We start from the raw sequence: 17,262 nt of genomic DNA, 5'->3' as shown, positions 1-17,262 counted from the left end.
ATCCCCTGATTACGCATCGGCGACTCCCGGACCCCAAATTAGGCCAATTTGCGATGGCTGTCACGGTTCTGCCGAACTTTCATCGGGAACCGTGTCGAGCAGCTCCGCCACGATCCGCTCCGCCTGCGGCCTGAACCGCTCGTGCAGCGCGTGGCAGACCCGCTGTGCCTTCTCGGCGGGCCAGTCGTCCGGCAGGTAGCGCAGCGGCAGCCGCGGGTCGGCCCTGATGATCTGCAGCCAGCCGGTGAGCAGCATCAGCGACCGGCCCAGGTCGTCGGGCGCCTCCGGCGCCGGGTCCGCCCGGTCCCAGCGGCGCAGGAACGCCCGGTACTGCTCGCCCAGCCCGGCCAGGTCGTACGCCTCCCCCACCAGGGTCTGCATGTCGGTGGGCCGGCGCGGCTCGGCGGCGAAGACGCGGACGTTGGCGCCCAGGTCCTCGACCACGCCGGTGGCGTCCACCTCGCCTGGAGCGATCCACAACCCGTTCTGCAACGGCCCGAACCCGGCCCAGACCAGCCGCGAGCGCAGCTCGTGCCGCTGCCGCTGCCACGACTCGGGCAGCGAGAAGCCGATCAGCGTCCACCTGTCCTCGTCGGCGTCGTTGACCACGCCGCTGTGCCACAGCCGCCGCTCGCCGTCCTTGAGCACCTCGGCGCTGGTCGGGGTGAGGCCGAAGAACATGCGCCGGCCGCAGCGCTGCCGGCGCAGCAGCCCGCGGCGCACCATCCGGGTCAGCGTGGAGCGGGTGGCCTCCTCCGAGATCCCCACCTTGCCGAACGCCTCGATGAAACTCCGCGAGGAAACACAGAATCCGCGCCCGTACACGTGGTCCCCGAGGAAGGTGAGAATCACCGATTGAGGCCGCATAACAGCTTGTCTCCGGAAATTAGGCACTCTATTGACAGCCGTAATGTACCTGCCTACTTTTGGGGCCACCGGCCCAGGAGGTCCTGATGCGCAGGTTTCTTCCGTCCCTGGTCTGCCTGTTGTTGGCCGCGACGGCCTGCGGCGGCGGGGGCGGGTCGAGCGGTGGCCAGGCGGATCCCATCAAGGTGGGGCTCATCGTCTCCCTCACCGGCAACTACACCCCGCTCGGCAGCGAGGACAAGAAGGCCGTCGAGCTGGCCGTCGAGCAGGTCAACGCACAGGGCGGCCTGCTGGGCCGCAAGGTGGAGCTGATCACGCGGGACGACAAGACGGCTCCCGACCAGGGCATCGTGGCCTACAACCAGATCAAGGGCGAGATCGACGCGCTCATCGGGCCGGTGTTCTCCAACTCGGCGCTGGCGGTCGAGCCGCTCGCGCAGCGCGACATGATGCCCTACCTGTCGCTGGCACCGGCGCAGGAGCAGGTCGAGCCGATCAAGTCCTACATCTTCGTCACCCCCGCCCTGTCCAGCATGTACGCCGAGCGCTACCTGCAGTACATCCAGGCCGAGGGCATCAAGACGATCGCCGTGGCGTGGGACTCCAAGAGCGCGTACTCCGTCTCCGGCCACAAGTCGATGGTCGAGCTGGCTCCGAAGTACGGCGTGACGATCGCCGTGGACGAGCCGTACGAGACCACCACCTCCGACTTCAGCGCGATGTTCACGCACGTGCGCGACTCCAAGGCCGAGGCGCTGGTGTTCTGGGGCTCGGGCGCGCCGGGCGTGACGGCGGCCAAGCAGTACGTGGCCTCGGGGCTCAAGACGCCGCTGTTCCTGACCGCCTCGCAGGCCAGCAAGCTGTGGCTGGAGCCGATGGGCGCGCAGGCCGAGGGCATGACCGTGCAGAGCGCGATCGGCGTGGTCGGCGACCACCTGCCCGACGGCAAGCAGAAGCAGGTCATCGACCAGATGGCGACGCCGTACGAGCAGAAGCACGGCTACCCGCCGCCCCAGTTCGCCCAGGACGGCTACAGCGCCTCGCTGCTGCTGTTCGAGGCGATCAGGAAGGCGAACAGCACCGACAAGGCCAAGGTCCAGAAGGCGCTGGAGGCCATGGACCTGATCACCCCGAACGGCCGCTTCCGCTACTCCGCCACCGACCACTCCGGCCTGTCGCCCGAGTACATCTCGGTGAACACGGTGCAGAACGGCCAGTTCGTTCCCACCGAATGGGCCAAGGAGCAGCTCACCAAGACCGTGAACGCGCAGGGGTAGGGCGCGTGCTGACCGTCACCGGGGTCTCCCGCTCCTTCGGGGGCGTCTACGCCGTCCGCGACGTCTCGCTGAGCGTCGCGGACGGCGAGGTCTGCGGCGTGATCGGCCCGAACGGCGCCGGCAAGTCCACCTTGTTCAACCTGATCACCGGGCACCTGACGGCCGACCACGGCCGCATCTCCTTCCTCGGTCAGCGGGTGGACCGGCTCGCGCCGCACCGCAGGGCCCGGCTCGGCATGTCGATCGTCTTCCAGGCGGCCAGGGTGTTCCGCGGCATGACGGTCGAGGAGAACGTCATGGTGGGGGCGCACGGGCGCACCCGGGCCGGGTTCGGCTCGGCCGCGCTGCGGCTGCCCCGGCACCGGGCCGACGAGCGCGAGATCGCCGCCGAGGCCGCCACCGCCCTGGAGCGCGTGGGGCTCGCGGAGTGGGCCGACCGGCCGGCCGACCGGCTGCCGATCGGCCAGCAGCGGGCGCTGCAACTGGCCCGCGCCCTGTGCGCGCGGCCCCGGCTGCTGCTGCTCGACGAGCCCGCGTCCGGGCTGCGCGGCGAGGAGCGCGAGCGGCTGGCGAGGCTGGTGGAGGAGCTGCGGGCGGACGGCCTGACGATCCTGCTCATCGAGCACGACGTGGCGTTCGTGACCCGGCTGGCCGACCGCGTCGTGGTGCTCGACCTGGGGCAGGTCATCGCCGACGGCCCGCCGGCCGAGGTGCGCGCCGACCCGCTGGTGCTGGCCGCCTATCTCGGACAGGCCTCATGATCGAGGTCCAGGACCTGGTGGTCTCGTACGGCACCGCCACCGCGCTGGAGCACGTCACGCTCACCGTCGGCAAGGGCGAGATGGTGGCCCTGCTCGGCCCCAACGGCGCCGGCAAGTCGACGCTGGCCGACACCCTGGCCGGGCTGCTCAGGCCCGCCTCGGGCACGGTCCGGATCGGCGGGCGGCTGGCGCTGATCCCCGAGGGCCGCCAGCTCTTCCCCGACCTGTCCGTCGCCGACAACCTGGCGCTGGGCGGCTGGCGCTCCGGGCGGCGCGACCCCTCCCCCGTGTACGAGCTGCTCCCCCGCCTGGCCGAGCTGTCCTCGCGCCGGGCCGGGGTGCTGTCCGGGGGCGAGCAGCAGATGGTGGCCTTCGGCCGGGCCATGATGGCGCAGCCGGACGCGCTGGTCGTGGACGAGCTGTCACTCGGCCTGGCCCCCAACGTCACCGCCGACCTGGCCGAGCACCTGGCCGAGCTGAACCGGTCCCGGGGGCTGACCGTGCTGCTCATCGAGCAGAACGCGCGGCTGGCCTTCGAGCTGTGCCGGCGGGCCTACGTCCTGGAGGCCGGGCGGATCGTGACCGAGGGCGAGAGCGCCGAGCTGGCCGACGACCCGCGGGTGGCCAGCGCGTACCTGGGCGGGGCGATCACATGAGCGGCGGCGAAGGGGCGGCCAGGGCGTGAGCGCATTCCTCACCTACCTCCTCAACGGGCTCGCGGTCGGCTCCGCCATCGCGCTCATCGCCAGCGGCCTGGTCGTCATCCACCGCGTCACCGGCGTGGTGAACTTCGCGCAGGGCACCTTCGCCGTCGTCGCGGGGCTGTGCACGTCCTCCCTGCTCGGGCTGGGCTTGCCGCACGGGGTCAGCGAGGTGGCCGCCGTCCTGGCGGCGGCGGTGGCGGGCCTGCTGACCGGGCTGGCCGCCATCGGCAAGCCGGGCACCACGCCGCTGTCGTCGCTGATCGTCACGCTGGGCGTGGGCGTGCTCGCGTACGCGGTGGAGATCGTGCTCTGGGGCGACCAGCCGCGCTCGGCGCCCGGCCTGGCCGGCTCGGTGACGCTGGCGGGGGCGCGCATCCAGACGCAGCACCTGCTGGTCATCGGCGTGGCCGCGGGCACGTTCGTGCTGCTCGCACTCTTCTTCGGGCGCACCTACCTGGGCAAGGCGCTGACCGCGTGCGCCTCCAACCCGTACGCCGCCCGCGTCGTCGGCATCGACACCCGGCGGATGGGGCTGCTGGCGTTCGCGCTGGGCGGGCTGCTCGGCGGCGTCGCCGGGGTGCTGGTCACGCCGCTGCGGCCGATCTCGTTCGACACCGACGTCACGCTCATCGTCAACGGCTTCGCCGCCGCCGTCTTCGGCGCGCTCACCCGTCCCGTGATCACGCTCGTCGGCGCGCTGCTGCTGGGCGTGGCCGAGACCATGGCCGCCGGCTACGGCTACGGCTCGCACCAGCTGGAGGTCGCGCTGGGACTCATGCTCGTCGTCATGATCGTGCAGGCGGGCCGCCGCCCGGCCATCTCCCAGGAGTCCACATGAGCAGGCGGCTGGGGCTCGCGGCCGGGCTGCTGGTCGCCGTCGTGACGCTCGTCCTGCCGGCCGTGCTCGACGACAGCGCGCTGGCCGTCTACATCCTGCTCGGCCTGGCCGCCATGGTGACGGTCGGGGTGTCGCTGCTCATGGGGTACGCCGGGCAGGTGTCGCTGGGCCAGGGCGCCTTCTACGCCATCGGCGCCTACACCGCGGCCCTGCTGGCGCTGAACGGCGCTCCCCCGCTGGTGGGCCTGGTGGCCGCGCCCGTGGCCGCCGCGCTGTCCGCCCTCGTCATCGGCGTCCCGCTGCTGCGGCTGCGCGGCCACCACCTGGCCTTCGCCACCCTGGCCATGCAGCTCATCCTGCTGTCCCTGGCGGGGCAGCTGGAGTTCACCGGCGGGGACATCGGGCTGCAGGGCATCCCGCAGTTCGGCGCCGGTTCGTTCGTGGCCACGAGCGCGTCGGTGTACGCGTACCTGACGTGGGCGGGGCTGGCCCTGGTCATGCTGGTCACGCACAACGTGATCACCTCCCGCCCGGGCCGCGCCCTGCGCGCCCTGGCGACCAGCGAGATCGCGGCGGCCTCGTCCGGCATCCCGGTGGGCCGGTACAAGCTGGTCGTCTTCGCCCTGTCGGCCACGTTCGCGGGGCTGGCCGGGGGGATCTACTGCTTCTACACCGGATACGTCGCGCCGACGTCGTTCCCCGTGCTGCTCTCGATCCAGTACATCGTGATGGCGGTGGTCGGCGGGCTCGGGACGATCTGGGGCGCGGTGGTGGGAGCCACCGCCATCACGCTGCTCGTGCAGGGGCTGGACCTGCTGGCGGCGTTGCCTGGCATGCCGACCTACGCGCCGAGCGTGCTGTCGTACGCGGTGTACGCGCTCGTGCTGATCGGGGTGGTGCTGTTCATGCCGCAGGGGCTCGTACCGGCCGTCTCCGACCGGCTGTCCAGGAGACGCGTCGGGGTCAGGCCCTGAGCTCGGCCACCGTGATGTCGGGTGCTGGCGCGCCGGGCCGCGCTGCGCCCGTGGTCGTACGGCCGCGCACGCGGGAACGAGCCGCCACCGCCGGGGTATCGGTGAAATCACCGGTCTCTTACGAACGTCCTCTTTCAGTCCTGACATCCGCGCGTAACACTGGCGACGTGTCCTCCGACAAGCCTCTCTTACGCGGGCGCGGCGAGGAAGAACGCGCCCTGCTGCGGCTGCTCGACCACGCCCGCGCCGGCTCCGGCGGAGCGCTGCTCCTGGTGGGCGCGCCCGGCATGGGCAAGACGGCGCTGCTGGACCTGGCCATCGCGCACGCCGCCCCCGGCTTCCGTGTCCTGCGCGTCTCGGGGGTGGAGTCGGAGTCGCGGCTGCCGTACGCCGGGCTGCACGGCCTGCTGCGGCCCGTCGCCGCGGGCGCCGCCTCGCTGCCCGGCGCGCAGGCACGCGCACTGATGTCGGCGCTGGAGTCCGGCACCGGGGCCGGCGGGCTGACGTTGCCCGCGGCCGTGCTGGGCCTGCTGTCGGCGGTGGCCGCCGAGCAGCCGGTGCTGGCCTGCGTGGACGACGTGGACCTGCTGGACACCGACAGCAGGGAGGTGCTGTCGTTCGCGGCCAGGCGGGTGACAGGGGAGGCGGTGGCGCTGCTGTTCACCGCCAGGGAGGCCGCGCGGTCGCCGGAGGGCGTGCCCGTGCGGGTGCTGGGCGGGCTGGACGCGGCCGCCGTACGGGAGCTGGCAGGCGATCTGGCGGCGGGGAAGGTGGCCGAGGACCTGCTGGCGGCGCTGGACCAGATCGCCAGGGGCAACCCGCTCGCGCTGGCCGAGCTGATCGCCTCGCTCACCCCCGACCAGCTCGCCGGCCTGGCCGCGCCGCCCGTGACGCTGCCGAAGGGCGGGCGGTTGTGGCGCGAGCACACGAGCCTGCTGGCCGCGCTGCCCGCCGAGGCGCAGCGGCTGCTCCTGCTGATCGCCGCCGATCCCGGGCTCGACCTGCCCACGCTGATCCGGGCGGCCCGGCCCTCGTGCGCGCTCACGGTGCTGGAGCCGGCCGAGCGGGCGGGCGTCCTGCACTCCGTGGGTGACCGCTACGACTTCCGCGACCCGGCCGTGCGCGGCGTGGTCTACTACGGCGCGTCCCTCCTGCGGCGCCGCAGCAGCCACCGCCTCCTGGCGAGCCTGCTGGGGAACGATGAGCAGGCGGGCCTCCTCGGGGACGGCGGGCCGACAGGCCTCCTCGGGGACGGCGGGCCGAGGGGCGATTCGCACCGTCTGCGCCACGCCTGGCACCGGGCCTGCGCCCTCGACGGCCCGCCCGCCGCCCTCGCCGACGACCTGGCCGCCGCCGCCCTCGACGCCCACCCCGCGCACACGCACCCCGAGCCGTACCTGGCCCTGGAACGCGCCGCCGAGCTCACCGACCCACACCACCCCGCCAAGGCCGAGCGCCTGGCCGCCGCCGCCCGGTACGCCTGGGTGGCGGGCCGCCCCCAGGTCGCCCGCTCCCTGCTGGCCAGGCTGCGCAGCCTCGCGGCCCCCGACGAGCTGCGCGCCCACGTCCAGCTCCTGCACGGCAGCCTGGAGCTGCTCGGCGGCGAGACGGGCAGCGCCCGCGAGGAGCTGCTCTCGGCGGCGACCTGGCTGCTGGAGAGCCACCGCATGCTGGGCGTGCGCGCGCTGGTCCGGGCCGCCGACGCCAGTTACCGGGCGGGCGACAACCGCGCGTTCATCGCGATCGCCCGCCAGGCCGCCGCGCTGCGCCGCCCCGACGAGACGGTGCCGACGCAGCTCATGTTCGAGTACCTGGCCGGCATGGCCTCCACCTTCAGCGGCTCCCACCAAGAGGCGGCGGCGCCGCTGCGGCGGGTGGTCGAGCTGGCCGGCTCCGTGCGCGATCCCGCCGTGCTGGTGTGGGCGTGCGTGGCCAGCATGCTGCTCGGCGAGGACGCCACCGCGCACCGCCTGTCGGCGCGCGCCATCGAGGCGGCCCGCGTGCGCGGCGCGGTCTCGGCCATGCCGCAGCTCCTGGAGTACATGATCTACCCGGAGATCTGGATGGGCCGGTACGCCGCCGTCGCCACCACCGCCGCCCAGGGCCTGCGCCTGGCACAGGAGACCGGCCAGCTCAACACGGCCGCCCAGCACCTGGCCTGGCTGGCGATCACGGCGGCCGTCGAGGGCGACCAGGACACCTGCCGGGTGCGCGCCGACGCCGCCATCGACCTGGCCGACGCGCACGACCTGGCCGTGGCGGGCGCGATCGGCAACTGGGCGCTGGCCTACCTCGACCTGGCCGCGGGCCGCCCCGCCGACGCGGCCAACCGGCTGCGTGCCGAGCGGCGCAACAGCAACCACGTGGTCATCAGGGTCATGGCCACGCCGCACTTCATCGAGGCGTGCGCGCGTACCGGCGACCACGAGGCGGCCGGGTCGGCGCTGCGGGTGCTGGAGCGCTGGGTGGGCAGCACGCGCAGCCCCGGCCTGCGGGCGCTGGTGTCCCGCTGCCGGGCGCTGCTGGCGCCACCGGGCGAGGCGGAGGAGCTGTTCAGGGAGGCGCTCGACCTGCACGGGCAGGGCGTGTACGAGTTCGAGGCGGCCCGTACCAGACTGCTTTACGGCAGCGCGCTGCGGCGCGACCGGCGGCCGGGGGCGGCCAGGACGCACCTGCACTCTGCGCTGGAGACGTTCGAGCGGTACGGCGCGCGCCTGTGGACCGAGCAGGCCAGGACCGAGCTGCGGGCCTCCGGCGACCCCGTGCGCCCGGTGCTGGACGTGACGACGGGCCAGCTCACGGCGCAGCAGCTGCAGATCGCCCGCATGGTCGCCGAGGGCGCCACCAACAAGGAGGTGGCCGAGCAGCTCTTCCTCAGCCGCCGCACCGTCGAGCACCACCTCAGGAACATCTTCAGCCGGCTCGGCATCCGCTCCCGCGTCGAACTGGTAAGGCTCATGTCCTGAACACAGGACCGGTGATTTCACCGATGCACGGCTGACTGCGCATCCGAACAATGGCGACAGACAGCAGTCACCCTCGATGAGCAGGGAGTATGACGACGTGCAGCTATCCACCCCCCGGTTCGGCGCGCGAACGTTGACCAAGCTCGCCCTCACCGTCTCACTGGTCGGCGGCGCCCTGATGGCCGCCTCCCCCGCCCAGGCGCAGGGCCCGTACGACCGGGGCCCCGACCCCACGGACGCCATCCTCGAAGCCAGCCGCGGCCCGTTCAGCACCGCGCAGACCAGCGTCTCCTCGCTGAGCGTGACCGGCTTCGGCGGCGGCACCATCTATTACCCGACCGACACCAGCCAGGGCACGTTCGGCGCGATCGCCATCTCGCCCGGGTACACGGCCAGGTGGTCCAGCCTGTCGTGGCTCGGCCCGCGGATCGCCTCGCACGGCTTCGTCGTGATCGGCATCGAGACCAACAGCATCTACGACCAGCCCGCCAGCCGGGGCCGCCAGCTCCTGGCCGCGCTCGACTACCTGGTCGAGGACAGCTCGACGACGGTACGCAGCCGCATCGACCCGTCGCGGCTCGCGGTCGCCGGCCACTCGATGGGCGGTGGCGGCACCCTGGAGGCGGCCGACGACCGCCCGTCGCTGCAGGCGGCCGTGCCGCTCGCGCCCTGGAACCTGACGAAGTCGTGGTCGGGCATCCGGGTGCCGACGATGATCATCGGTGGTGAGAGCGACTCCGTCGCCTCCGTCACCACCCACTCGGAGCCGTTCTACAACAGCATCCCGTCCTCGTCGGAGAAGGCGTACCTGGAGCTGAACAACGCCAGCCACTTCTTCCCGCAGACCACCAACACCACGATGGCCAAGTCGATGGTGGCCTGGCTCAAGCGGTTCGTCGACGACGACACCCGCTACGAGCGGTTCCTGTGCCCGCCGCCCAGCGGGCTGTCGATCGAGGAGTACCGCCACACCTGCCCCAGCTCCTGATCACCTGACACTCCCCGATGGCGGCCGCGGCGCGCGGCCGCCATCGGCCTTCTCTCACCCCTCCCAGGCCCTGCTCGCGAGCGCGGCGTCGAGCGGCGTGCCGATCACGTTCGCGACCCAGTTCGCCATGGACGTGAACGCGGCCTGCGTGATCACCTCCAGCACCTGCTCAGGGGAGAACCCCGCCACCAGCATCCCGGCCGGCTCCGCCTCCCCCACCAGCCCGCCGGACCGCAGGACCGCCCTGGTGAAGGCGCACAGCGCGGTGGCCCGCTCGTCCGTCAGGTCGTCCTTGCCGGCCCGCAGCGCCTCGATCACCTCCGGCGCCAGGCCGGCCCCCTCGGCGAACGCGGTGTGCGCCGCCACGGACCACGCGCACCGGTTCGCCACGCTGACCGTGAGCCCGACCACCTCCCGCTCGGCGGCGGTGAGCGTGGAGTGCCGCAGCGCCCGCTGCAACTGGTTGAACGCGTCGATCGCGACCGGGGACCCGGCGAGGTGGCCCGCCAGGTTGGGCACGAACCCCACCCGCTGCCGCAGCTCGTCCAGCGGCTGCCTGGACGCCTCGGGGGCCGATTCGACGGTGTGCACGGTGAAGACGGTCATCTCGTGACCTCCATGGGGATGGCCAGGGGCTCCTCCCGTGGCCGGAGCCCTCACTCTCCGGCGCGCGGTGCGGCGTTCCAATTCCCTGCGGGGGAAGTGCGCCGGGGCGCCGGAAGCCGTTCACTGTGGGGGTGAGCACACCGTTGGGCGAGCTGCTGCGCCACTGGCGGCGGGTGCGGCGGATGAGCCAGCTCGCGCTGGCCCACCACGCCCAGGTCTCGCCGCGCCACCTCAGCTTCGTCGAGAGCGGCCGGTCCACCCCCAGCCGCGAGTGGATCATGACGCTGGCGGGGGCGCTCCAGGTCCCGCTCCGCGAGCGCAACGACCTGCTGCTGGCGGCCGGATACGCCCCCACCTACCGGGAGAGCGCCATGAGCGAGCCCGCGATGGCCACCGTCCGGGCGGCGCTGGAGCGCGTGCTGAGCCATCACGAGCCCTACCCGGCCGTGGTCATGGACCGGCACTGGGACATCGTCCAGGTCAACCGCTCCGCCGAGATGATGTTCGCCTGGTTGCGCGGCATCCCGCCCGCGACCGCCTCCACCAACGTGATCAGGCTCATGTTCGACCCCCGGGAGCTGCGCCCGCACGTCGCCAACTGGGACGAGGTCGCCCCCGCCCTCATCCAGCGCGTGCACCGCGAGGCCGTCGGCGGCATCCCGGACGCCACCACGCGGGCTCTGCTGGAGGAGATCCTGCCCGCCGTCCCGCGCGGCCCCGACCGCACGGCCCCGCTCCTGCCCGTCGTCCCGGTGACCTTCGCCAGGGACGGCCTGACCGTCAGCTACTTCTCGATGATCACCACCGTGGGCACCCCGCAGGACATCACGGCCCAGGAGCTGCGCATCGAGAGCTTCTACCCCGCCGACCAGGGAACCGAGCGGCACCGGTGGGCGTGAACCGCCTACCGTGACGCTGCCGCTCCGGCACCGTACGCACCTACGACTACGGTGACGGCGACCCGCTGCACCAGGTCGAGTTCGTCCTCACCGCTGATCCTGGCGGCGCACCATCTCGTTGATCCAGACGGGTGCGTACGGCGATGTGCAGCCCGGCGAGGTCGGATAGTCCTTGAGCACCTCCAGCCGCTCCCCGATGCCGATCGCGCGGGCGCGGTGGCCGGCGTGGTCGATCCCGATCTGGGCCAGGCAGTGGTTCATCGCCCACTGCAGCCGGTCGGGGGCGCCCTTCATCTCCGCCTCGATCACGTCGAGCAGCCCGGCGAGGTCGAGGCCCTCGGGCCGCTTCGTCACGCGCTCGGTGGTCAGCGCCCACCCGGCGCTCGCCACCACCGGGTCCGGGTCGGCGGACCAGGCCAGCCGCAGCTCCTCGGCGTGCGGGCTCTTCTTGACCACGTAGTTCACGAGCCAGTCGTGCACCTTGGGGGCGCGGGCCTGGCGCACCATGGTGTCCAGCTCGTCCCGGCCGAACGCCTTGGGGCGGCAGATCAGCAGCGCCAGCAGCCGCGCCGCGGTGTCGTCCGTCTCCCAGAGCTGCCGCGCGAGGTCCTGCTGCGTCTTCAGCCGCTTGGCGACGGCGCGCAGCTTGCCGAGGTTCACCCCGTGATCGTCGCCGTGCCGCTCGTTCACCTCGCGGATCCTCGGGTCCTCCAGCGCGGCCAGCTCGGCCATCAGCTCGGCGACCGTCTCGGTCTGCGTCGTCCCGGCCACTTCTGCCCTCCCGTCCATCAGGCGTGTGATGCAGCCTACGACGAGTTCCGTACGCGTCCGGCCGGGCGGCGGAATTGACGGTGCCGTTCGCTAGGGTCCGGCGCATGGCCGTTCGACCCACCACCTGCTGGCGCGAGCGCGTCGCCGAGGACGCCCGCCTGGTCGCCGGCGGCGAGCTCGACCCCGCCGAGGCGTATGCCGCGGAGTTGTTCCCCGAGTCCCTGCTGCGCGGCACGGACGAGGTCCTGTCACGTTTCGACAGCGACCTCACCGCGCTGTCCGCGCCCTCCGACGAGGAGGTCCTCGCGGTCGTCCAGCGGGTGGTGCTCGCCCTCAACCACGTCAACGAGCAGCACGGCGAGGCCGCCTACGAGACCGAGGAGCGCGAGCAGCTCTGCGCCTACCTGGAGGAGTCGATCGTCGAGGCCGGCATCGACGTCGACGCCCTGGCGGCCCGCCGCGGGCTGACCCGTCACGAGATCACCGACGAGTGGCGGGAGTGGTGACCCGAACCGGGTCGCTCATCCGGCGTTCGACAATCTTGAACGCCGTATGAGCCACATGAACACTGATCGTCGCGTCGAGTACGGTGGGTCGATGCCTGTCTCAGACTCCTCCGACGGCTCCGTGTGGCTGCGCCACGAGCGGCCGCTGCGCGACCGCCAGCTCAGCCGGGGCCAGATCGTCGACGCGGCCGTGCCCGTGCTGGACACCGAGGGGCACCGCGGCCTGTCCATGCGCCGGATCGCGACCGACCTGGGGGTGACGGCCGGCTCGTTGTACTGGTACGTCCGCACCAAGGACGACGTGCTGGAGCTGGCCCTGGACCGGGTGCTCGGCGAGGTGCGCACCGACCCCGACGAGCCCGACTGGCGGCGCGGCCTGGCGGGGCTGGCCCGCAGCACCCGCGAGATGCTGCTGCGCCACCGGTGGGCGCTGCTGGAGCTGACCGTCAGGCCGAACCTGGGCCCCAACGCGTTCACCCTGGCCGAGACCGGGCTCCGGCTCCTGTCACAGGCCGGGTTCGCCGACGCCGACCTGGACGCGGCGATGGCGACGGTCAACGACCAGGTGGTGGGCGCGGTGATCGCCGAGGTGGCCTGGCGCGACACGCTGAGCCGCATGCGGGCGAGCGGGGTCGAGTGGAGCGAGCACGCCACCACCCTCTACCTGCGCGACGTCGCCGAGCGGCATCCGCTGCTGGCCCGGCGGATGGCCGCCGGGAGGGGGAGCGACGTGGAGCGGAACAGCGAGCGGCGCTTCGAGTTCGCGCTGACGTGCCTGCTGGAGGGGCTGTCGGCGACGCGCGGCGAGATGGCGGGCGGCGACGGCGCTCAGGCGACGGACGGCGCTGCCGCTAAGCCGATGGCGGGTGCCGGGGATCAGCGTCACCTTTGACGCACCTCAGCACCAGGAACACCGGAAACCTGGCGGCATCGGGCCGCTTGGACGCCCACGCGGAGGCGGGCTCGGGCTCCGCGACCTCCTCCACCCACAGGTCGTGACGGCGCAGGGCGTTCACGTACGTCGAGAGCGTGCGATGGTTGGCCCCCACCTGGCGGCGCAGCGACGACAGCTCACCGTCCGCCCGCCACCACCCCTCGTCGTGGTAACGCCCGCCGGTCGGCCACGAGCCCGACACCTCCTGGCCCCCGGGAAAACACGGATGCAGGATCGAGCAGGCGAAGACCCCACCCGGCCGCAGGACGGCGGCCGTGGTCGCCAGGGCACCCTCCAGGTCGTCGATGTCCGACAACCCGAAGCTGCACACCACGACGTCGAACGGCCCGGCAACCCCGAGCCGGCCCTGCGGCGCGGGACGGGCCGTGACATCGGCGTGCACGTACCGGACCCCCAGCGGAGCCTCCCGCTCGGCCGCCTCCGCCTTCTCGATCAGGGCGGCCGAGATGTCGGCCCCCACCACCTCGGCACCCCGCCGGGCCAGCGCCCGGCTGATCCGCCCATGACCACAGGCGATCTCCAGCACGCGGCGGCCTGCGACCGGCTCCAGCAGCTCAAGCAGCCGGCGGGAGGCGGGGTCGTCGATGTCGTCGGCCCAGCCGGCCGCGTAGAAGTCGGCGATCTCGTCGTAACGCGCGATGCCACTCACACCCCGACCCTAAGCGCCCGGCACCCGCCTCCAGCCGCTGTTCGTCGAACGCGGAATCACCCGCCTGCGCTCACCCTCTGGCCCGCGCGGCCAGCCAGAAGAGGGCCAGGGCGACCAGCTCGACGCAGGCGGCCACGACGGGCAGCCACCCGCTGCCGTGCCCGCCGAGCACCAGCCCGCCCACCGCGCCCCCGCCCGACACCCCGACGTACACGGCGCTGCTGTTCAGCGCGAGCGCCTGCGGCCCCGCGGGCCCGGCCAGGGCGAGCAGGCGGGTCTGCGCGGGCGGCGGGATCCACCAGGACACCCCCGCCCAGACGATCAGCAGGGGCAGCAGCGCCACCAGCGGCACGGGGCGCAGGAACCAACAGGCGCCGAGTGCGGCCATCACCACCGCGAACCCCACGACCCCGGTCACCAGCGCCCGGTCCGGCCCCCACCGGTCGGCGGCCCGCCCGCCGAGCTGCCCGCCCGCGAACCCGGCCACCCCCGCCAGCACGAACACCCACCCGAGCGCGGCCGGCCCCGCCCCCGCCAGGTCGTGCAGGTACGGGGCGAGGTAGGTCAGCACCATCATGCTGCCCAGCACGATCGCCACGATCCCGAGCAGCCCCAGCAGCACCTGGGGCCGGGCCAGCGGCGCCAGCCGCTCCCGGATCGGCAGGGCGGGGACGGGCGGCGTCTCGGGCAGGGTCACCCGCAGAGCCACCAGCGCGACCACCCCCAGCGCCCCGCCGGCCCAGAACGTGGCCTGCCAGCCGAACGCGCCGCCCACCCAGGTGCCGATGGGCACGCCGAGCGCGAGCGACCCGGTCAGCCCGCCCATCACCAGCGCCAGGTAGCGGCCCTGACGCCCTGCGGGCGCCAGGGTGGTGGCGATGGCGTACGCGGCGGGCACGACGGCCGCCGCCGCGACCGCCGCCAGCACCCGCAACCCCATGAGCAGCACGTACGAGGTCGTCAGCGCCGCGGCCCAGTTGGCCACGACGAACAGCGCCAGCGCGCCGGTGAGCAGCCCGCGCCGGGGCCAGGTGACGGTCACCACGGAGGCGACGGGCGCGGCCAGCGCGAACGCGAGCGAGAAGGCGGTGACGAGTTGCCCGCCCGCCGCCTCACTGACCCCGAGGTCCGCCGAGATCGCGGGCAGCACCCCGGCGATCACGTAGTCGTCCGTGGCGAAGGTGAACGTGGTGAACACCAGCGCGAGCAGCCACGCGGGCAGCCGGGCACGCTGCCGTACGGCGACAGGCATGGATATCCCCTCGATAAAGGTAACGAGTGTTTCCCCGTTAGGGTAACAGTCGTCACCCGAATGACGTCAAAGGGATTGCGCCATGGCCAGGACCGCCGACCCGCAGCGCCGCGCTGAGCTGCTCGACCAGATCGTCGACTACCTGGCCGGGCACGGCCTCTCGACGTTGTCGATGCGCCCGCTGGCCCAGCACCTGGGCAAGTCCACGCGTGTGCTGACCCATCACTTCGCCGACAAGGAGGCCCTGCTGTCGGCGACCATGGAGCGCCTGGACGAGCGGCACCGGGCCTGGCTGCGCTCGCTGCCGGGCTGGTCGGGCGCCGACAGCGTGGGCACGATCATCCGGCGCACCTGGGACTGGCAGACGCGGGAGGAGAACCTGCCGGTCGCCCGCCTGATCCACGAGATCGAGGGGCTGGCCGCGGCGGGCAAGCTGGCGGGTCACGTGCCGAGGCTGCTGGCGGACCGGTCGGAGTTCGTGGCGGGGCTGCTGCGGGAGCGGGGGGTGCGGGAGGCGGACGCGTCGCGCATCTCCACGCTGGCCAACTCGGCGTACACGGGGCTGCAGATCGACTTCCTGACCACCGGGGATCGGGAGCGGGTGGAGGAGGCGCTGGATCAGCTCTGCGCCCTGGTGGACGAGTGGGTCGCCGCCGCCTGAACCCGCGCGCCCTCCTGGGCAAAGACTGCGCCACGGCGGCGCATGGGTGCGGTCTGACCGCCGGCGCGCGGCCCGCGACCGGTAGGAGGCTGGCATCTGGGTCGAGCAGGCACGACGGCACCACGCGGGGGTAAGGACATGGGCGGCAGGCCCGGGATCGCGGCGCTCATCGCCTTCATCGCCTTCATCGCGCTCGCCGCGCCGGCCGGAAGCGGCCGGGCCGCACCGGCCGCCGCCGCCGACCGCACCCCCGCGACCCCCGCGACCCCCGCGACCCTCGCGACCCCCGCGACCCTCGCGACCCTCGCGACCCTCGCGACCGCCGGCACCTCCGGCCGCGCCGGCACCACCAGCAGCGCCGGCGCCACCGGCGCCACCGGCACCTCACCCTCCAACGCTCCCGCGCCCCGGACCAGGATCGCGACGGGGAGCACCCCGCTCGTCAACGCCCCCGTGACCGCCCAGCCAGGCCCGGACTCCCTCTCACGGCCGGACCCCGACCCGGCCGCTCCACCCCCGGGCCCCGACCCCGCCCCACTCCCCCCGGAGGACCCCACCACACCCCCGTCCCCCCTGGGCCCCAGCCTCCACCTCACCGGCGACCTCACCCCGGCCCCGTTGATCATCGGCGCGGAGTCCCGCTACGTCCTCACCGTCACGAACACCGGCGACCAGGACGCCACCGACGTCATCCTCGCCACCATCCTCGACCACAACCTCACCCCCGGCCCCCTCCCCGCCGCCTGCTCCCGCACCGGCCGCACCATCACCTGCGGCGGCCCCGGCCTGACGATCCCCCCGGGCCGCAGCACCACGTACGCGCTCCCCATCACCACCGACCCCGCCCTCAGCGACGGCACGAGCCTCACCAGCCGAGCCCACGTCACCTCCCCCGGCACCCCCGGCGACGAGACGCAGCTCACCACCGAAGCCGTGACCAGGGCGGACGTCGAGCTCCGCAAGACGGCCCCGCCGTCATCGGCCCAGGACGGCACGATCACCTACACCCTGACGGTCACCAACCACGGCCCCTCACAGGCGACGGACGTCACCGTCCAGGACCCCACCCAGGCCACGATCGCCGCCCGCCCCGCCGAGTGCCCCGGAGCCGGCCCGACCCTCTCCTGCCCCCTCGGCCCGCTCCCGCCGAACGAGAGCAGAACCCTCACGTTCACGGTCACCCCCCGCACCACCGGCCTGGTCGAGAACTGCGCCACGGTCAGCACCGGCGACCGCGAGCAGCACACCGCCGACAACCGCGCCTGCGCCGAAACGCTGGTGCAGCCCGCCGCCCCGGCGCCGTCCAAGACCCCGGGCAAGAAGGGGCACGAGGTCAAGGGCGACGACCTGCCGCTTCCCGAGCCCGTCCCGGCCGAGCCGCCCTCCGCCACCGGCAAGGCCGCCGCCGACAGGAACGACGTGCCGCCTCCCGCCCACCACGCCGGCCCCGAGCTGCCCCTGACCGGTACCTCCGTCTGGATGCTCGGCCTGGGCGTGGCGACGCTGCTGGCGATCGGCCTGCTCGTCCGCTACTTCTCCCGCCGCGACGAACCCGGGCCGGACAGCTGACACCCCTGCCGCGGCACCG

General features: G+C 73.3%; 17 protein-coding genes. 12 read left to right on the top strand and 5 right to left on the bottom strand.

Features of this window, described 5'->3' with window-relative positions:
- Positions 1-60: 60 nt before the first annotated feature.
- Positions 61-852 carry a PaaX family transcriptional regulator gene (locus tag LCN96_RS13140; protein ID WP_263657475.1) on the bottom strand — a complete coding sequence of 264 codons (792 nt, stop codon included), beginning with the start codon at positions 850-852 and terminating at the stop codon, positions 61-63.
- 101 nt (positions 853-953) lie between these two features.
- Between LCN96_RS13140 and LCN96_RS13135 the strand changes: the two genes are divergently transcribed.
- The 7 genes from LCN96_RS13135 (at position 954) to LCN96_RS13105 (ending at position 9,375) form a co-directional block, all read left to right on the top strand.
- Positions 954-2,144, top strand: coding sequence for an ABC transporter substrate-binding protein (locus tag LCN96_RS13135; protein WP_225272875.1), 1,191 nt, complete (start codon positions 954-956; stop codon positions 2,142-2,144).
- Positions 2,145-2,149: 5 nt separating this feature from the next.
- Positions 2,150-2,905, top strand: a complete 756-nt coding sequence (locus LCN96_RS13130) for an ABC transporter ATP-binding protein (RefSeq protein ID WP_225272874.1) — start codon at positions 2,150-2,152, stop codon at positions 2,903-2,905.
- The gene (locus LCN96_RS13125) at positions 2,902-3,561 is read left to right on the top strand and encodes an ABC transporter ATP-binding protein (RefSeq protein ID WP_225272873.1); all 660 of its coding nucleotides are present in this window, start codon (positions 2,902-2,904) and stop codon (positions 3,559-3,561) included. The genes LCN96_RS13130 and LCN96_RS13125 overlap by 4 nt, the downstream gene beginning before the upstream one ends.
- A 25-nt stretch (positions 3,562-3,586) precedes the next feature.
- Entirely contained in the window at positions 3,587-4,447 is an 861-nt protein-coding gene (locus LCN96_RS13120; RefSeq protein ID WP_225272872.1) for a branched-chain amino acid ABC transporter permease, read from the top strand.
- Positions 4,444-5,421: a branched-chain amino acid ABC transporter permease gene (locus LCN96_RS13115; RefSeq protein WP_225272871.1), complete on the top strand. Its 978-nt coding sequence runs from the start codon at positions 4,444-4,446 to the stop codon at positions 5,419-5,421. The genes LCN96_RS13120 and LCN96_RS13115 overlap by 4 nt, the downstream gene beginning before the upstream one ends.
- A 167-nt stretch (positions 5,422-5,588) precedes the next feature.
- The gene (locus LCN96_RS13110; RefSeq protein ID WP_225272870.1) at positions 5,589-8,387 is read left to right on the top strand and encodes a helix-turn-helix transcriptional regulator; all 2,799 of its coding nucleotides are present in this window, start codon (positions 5,589-5,591) and stop codon (positions 8,385-8,387) included.
- A 76-nt stretch (positions 8,388-8,463) separates the two neighbouring features.
- Positions 8,464-9,375: an alpha/beta hydrolase family protein gene (locus LCN96_RS13105; RefSeq protein ID WP_404823968.1), complete on the top strand. Its 912-nt coding sequence runs from the start codon at positions 8,464-8,466 to the stop codon at positions 9,373-9,375.
- Between the two features lie 54 nt (positions 9,376-9,429).
- On the opposite strand, the gene LCN96_RS13100 is transcribed toward LCN96_RS13105, so the two are convergent.
- Entirely contained in the window at positions 9,430-9,981 is a 552-nt protein-coding gene (locus LCN96_RS13100) for a carboxymuconolactone decarboxylase family protein (protein WP_225272869.1), read from the bottom strand.
- A 131-nt stretch (positions 9,982-10,112) separates the two neighbouring features.
- Between LCN96_RS13100 and LCN96_RS13095 the strand changes: the two genes are divergently transcribed.
- Positions 10,113-10,880 carry a helix-turn-helix domain-containing protein gene (locus LCN96_RS13095; RefSeq protein WP_225272868.1) on the top strand — a complete coding sequence of 256 codons (768 nt, stop codon included), beginning with the start codon at positions 10,113-10,115 and terminating at the stop codon, positions 10,878-10,880.
- Between the two features lie 87 nt (positions 10,881-10,967).
- Here LCN96_RS13095 and LCN96_RS13090 read toward each other — a convergent pair whose 3' ends face one another.
- Positions 10,968-11,669, bottom strand: coding sequence for a DNA alkylation repair protein (locus tag LCN96_RS13090; RefSeq protein ID WP_225272867.1), 702 nt, complete (start codon positions 11,667-11,669; stop codon positions 10,968-10,970).
- Between the two features lie 86 nt (positions 11,670-11,755).
- On the opposite strand from LCN96_RS13090, the gene LCN96_RS13085 reads away from it, so the two are divergent.
- Both LCN96_RS13085 and LCN96_RS13080 read left to right on the top strand, forming a co-directional pair.
- Positions 11,756-12,157, top strand: coding sequence for a hypothetical protein (locus tag LCN96_RS13085; protein ID WP_225272866.1), 402 nt, complete (start codon positions 11,756-11,758; stop codon positions 12,155-12,157).
- Between the two features lie 91 nt (positions 12,158-12,248).
- Positions 12,249-13,049: a TetR/AcrR family transcriptional regulator gene (locus tag LCN96_RS13080; RefSeq protein ID WP_225272865.1), complete on the top strand. Its 801-nt coding sequence runs from the start codon at positions 12,249-12,251 to the stop codon at positions 13,047-13,049.
- On the opposite strand, the gene LCN96_RS13075 is transcribed toward LCN96_RS13080, so the two are convergent.
- Positions 13,009-13,761: a class I SAM-dependent methyltransferase gene (locus LCN96_RS13075; protein WP_225272864.1), complete on the bottom strand. Its 753-nt coding sequence runs from the start codon at positions 13,759-13,761 to the stop codon at positions 13,009-13,011. The genes LCN96_RS13080 and LCN96_RS13075 overlap by 41 nt on opposite strands.
- A 70-nt stretch (positions 13,762-13,831) precedes the next feature.
- A complete protein-coding gene (locus LCN96_RS13070; RefSeq protein WP_225272863.1) occupies positions 13,832-15,013 on the bottom strand; it encodes an MFS transporter in 1,182 nt (393 codons plus the stop codon).
- Between the two features lie 82 nt (positions 15,014-15,095).
- Here LCN96_RS13070 and LCN96_RS13065 point away from each other — a divergent pair, with 82 nt between their 5' ends.
- Both LCN96_RS13065 and LCN96_RS13060 read left to right on the top strand, forming a co-directional pair.
- The gene (locus tag LCN96_RS13065; RefSeq protein ID WP_225272862.1) at positions 15,096-15,674 is read left to right on the top strand and encodes a TetR/AcrR family transcriptional regulator; all 579 of its coding nucleotides are present in this window, start codon (positions 15,096-15,098) and stop codon (positions 15,672-15,674) included.
- 138 nt (positions 15,675-15,812) lie between these two features.
- Complete coding sequence (locus LCN96_RS13060; protein ID WP_263657474.1) at positions 15,813-17,243, top strand: DUF11 domain-containing protein; 1,431 nt, start codon at positions 15,813-15,815, stop codon at positions 17,241-17,243.
- Positions 17,244-17,262: the final 19 nt, after the last annotated feature.

The organism is Nonomuraea gerenzanensis (assembly GCF_020215645.1).
Lineage (GTDB): Bacteria > Actinomycetota > Actinomycetes > Streptosporangiales > Streptosporangiaceae > Nonomuraea > Nonomuraea gerenzanensis.
The sequence above is the reverse complement of the archived record's forward strand: the minus strand, read 5'-3'. Positions and strand labels throughout refer to the sequence as shown.

What these genes read in the sequence shown, in the direction of transcription:
- LCN96_RS13065 (WP_225272862.1), top strand. Translation starts at nt 15,096, where the DNA reads ATGGCCAGGACCGCCGACCCGCAGCGCCGCGCTGAGCTGCTCGACCAG.
- LCN96_RS13070 (WP_225272863.1), bottom strand. Translation starts at nt 15,013, where the DNA reads ATGCCTGTCGCCGTACGGCAGCGTGCCCGGCTGCCCGCGTGGCTGCTC.
- LCN96_RS13090 (WP_225272867.1), bottom strand. Translation starts at nt 11,669, where the DNA reads ATGGACGGGAGGGCAGAAGTGGCCGGGACGACGCAGACCGAGACGGTC.
- LCN96_RS13135 (WP_225272875.1), top strand. Translation starts at nt 954, where the DNA reads ATGCGCAGGTTTCTTCCGTCCCTGGTCTGCCTGTTGTTGGCCGCGACG.
- LCN96_RS13100 (WP_225272869.1), bottom strand. Translation starts at nt 9,981, where the DNA reads ATGACCGTCTTCACCGTGCACACCGTCGAATCGGCCCCCGAGGCGTCC.
- LCN96_RS13080 (WP_225272865.1), top strand. Translation starts at nt 12,249, where the DNA reads ATGCCTGTCTCAGACTCCTCCGACGGCTCCGTGTGGCTGCGCCACGAG.
- LCN96_RS13060 (WP_263657474.1), top strand. Translation starts at nt 15,813, where the DNA reads ATGGGCGGCAGGCCCGGGATCGCGGCGCTCATCGCCTTCATCGCCTTC.
- LCN96_RS13085 (WP_225272866.1), top strand. Translation starts at nt 11,756, where the DNA reads ATGGCCGTTCGACCCACCACCTGCTGGCGCGAGCGCGTCGCCGAGGAC.
- LCN96_RS13115 (WP_225272871.1), top strand. Translation starts at nt 4,444, where the DNA reads ATGAGCAGGCGGCTGGGGCTCGCGGCCGGGCTGCTGGTCGCCGTCGTG.
- LCN96_RS13105 (WP_404823968.1), top strand. Translation starts at nt 8,464, where the DNA reads ATGAGCAGGGAGTATGACGACGTGCAGCTATCCACCCCCCGGTTCGGC.
- LCN96_RS13125 (WP_225272873.1), top strand. Translation starts at nt 2,902, where the DNA reads ATGATCGAGGTCCAGGACCTGGTGGTCTCGTACGGCACCGCCACCGCG.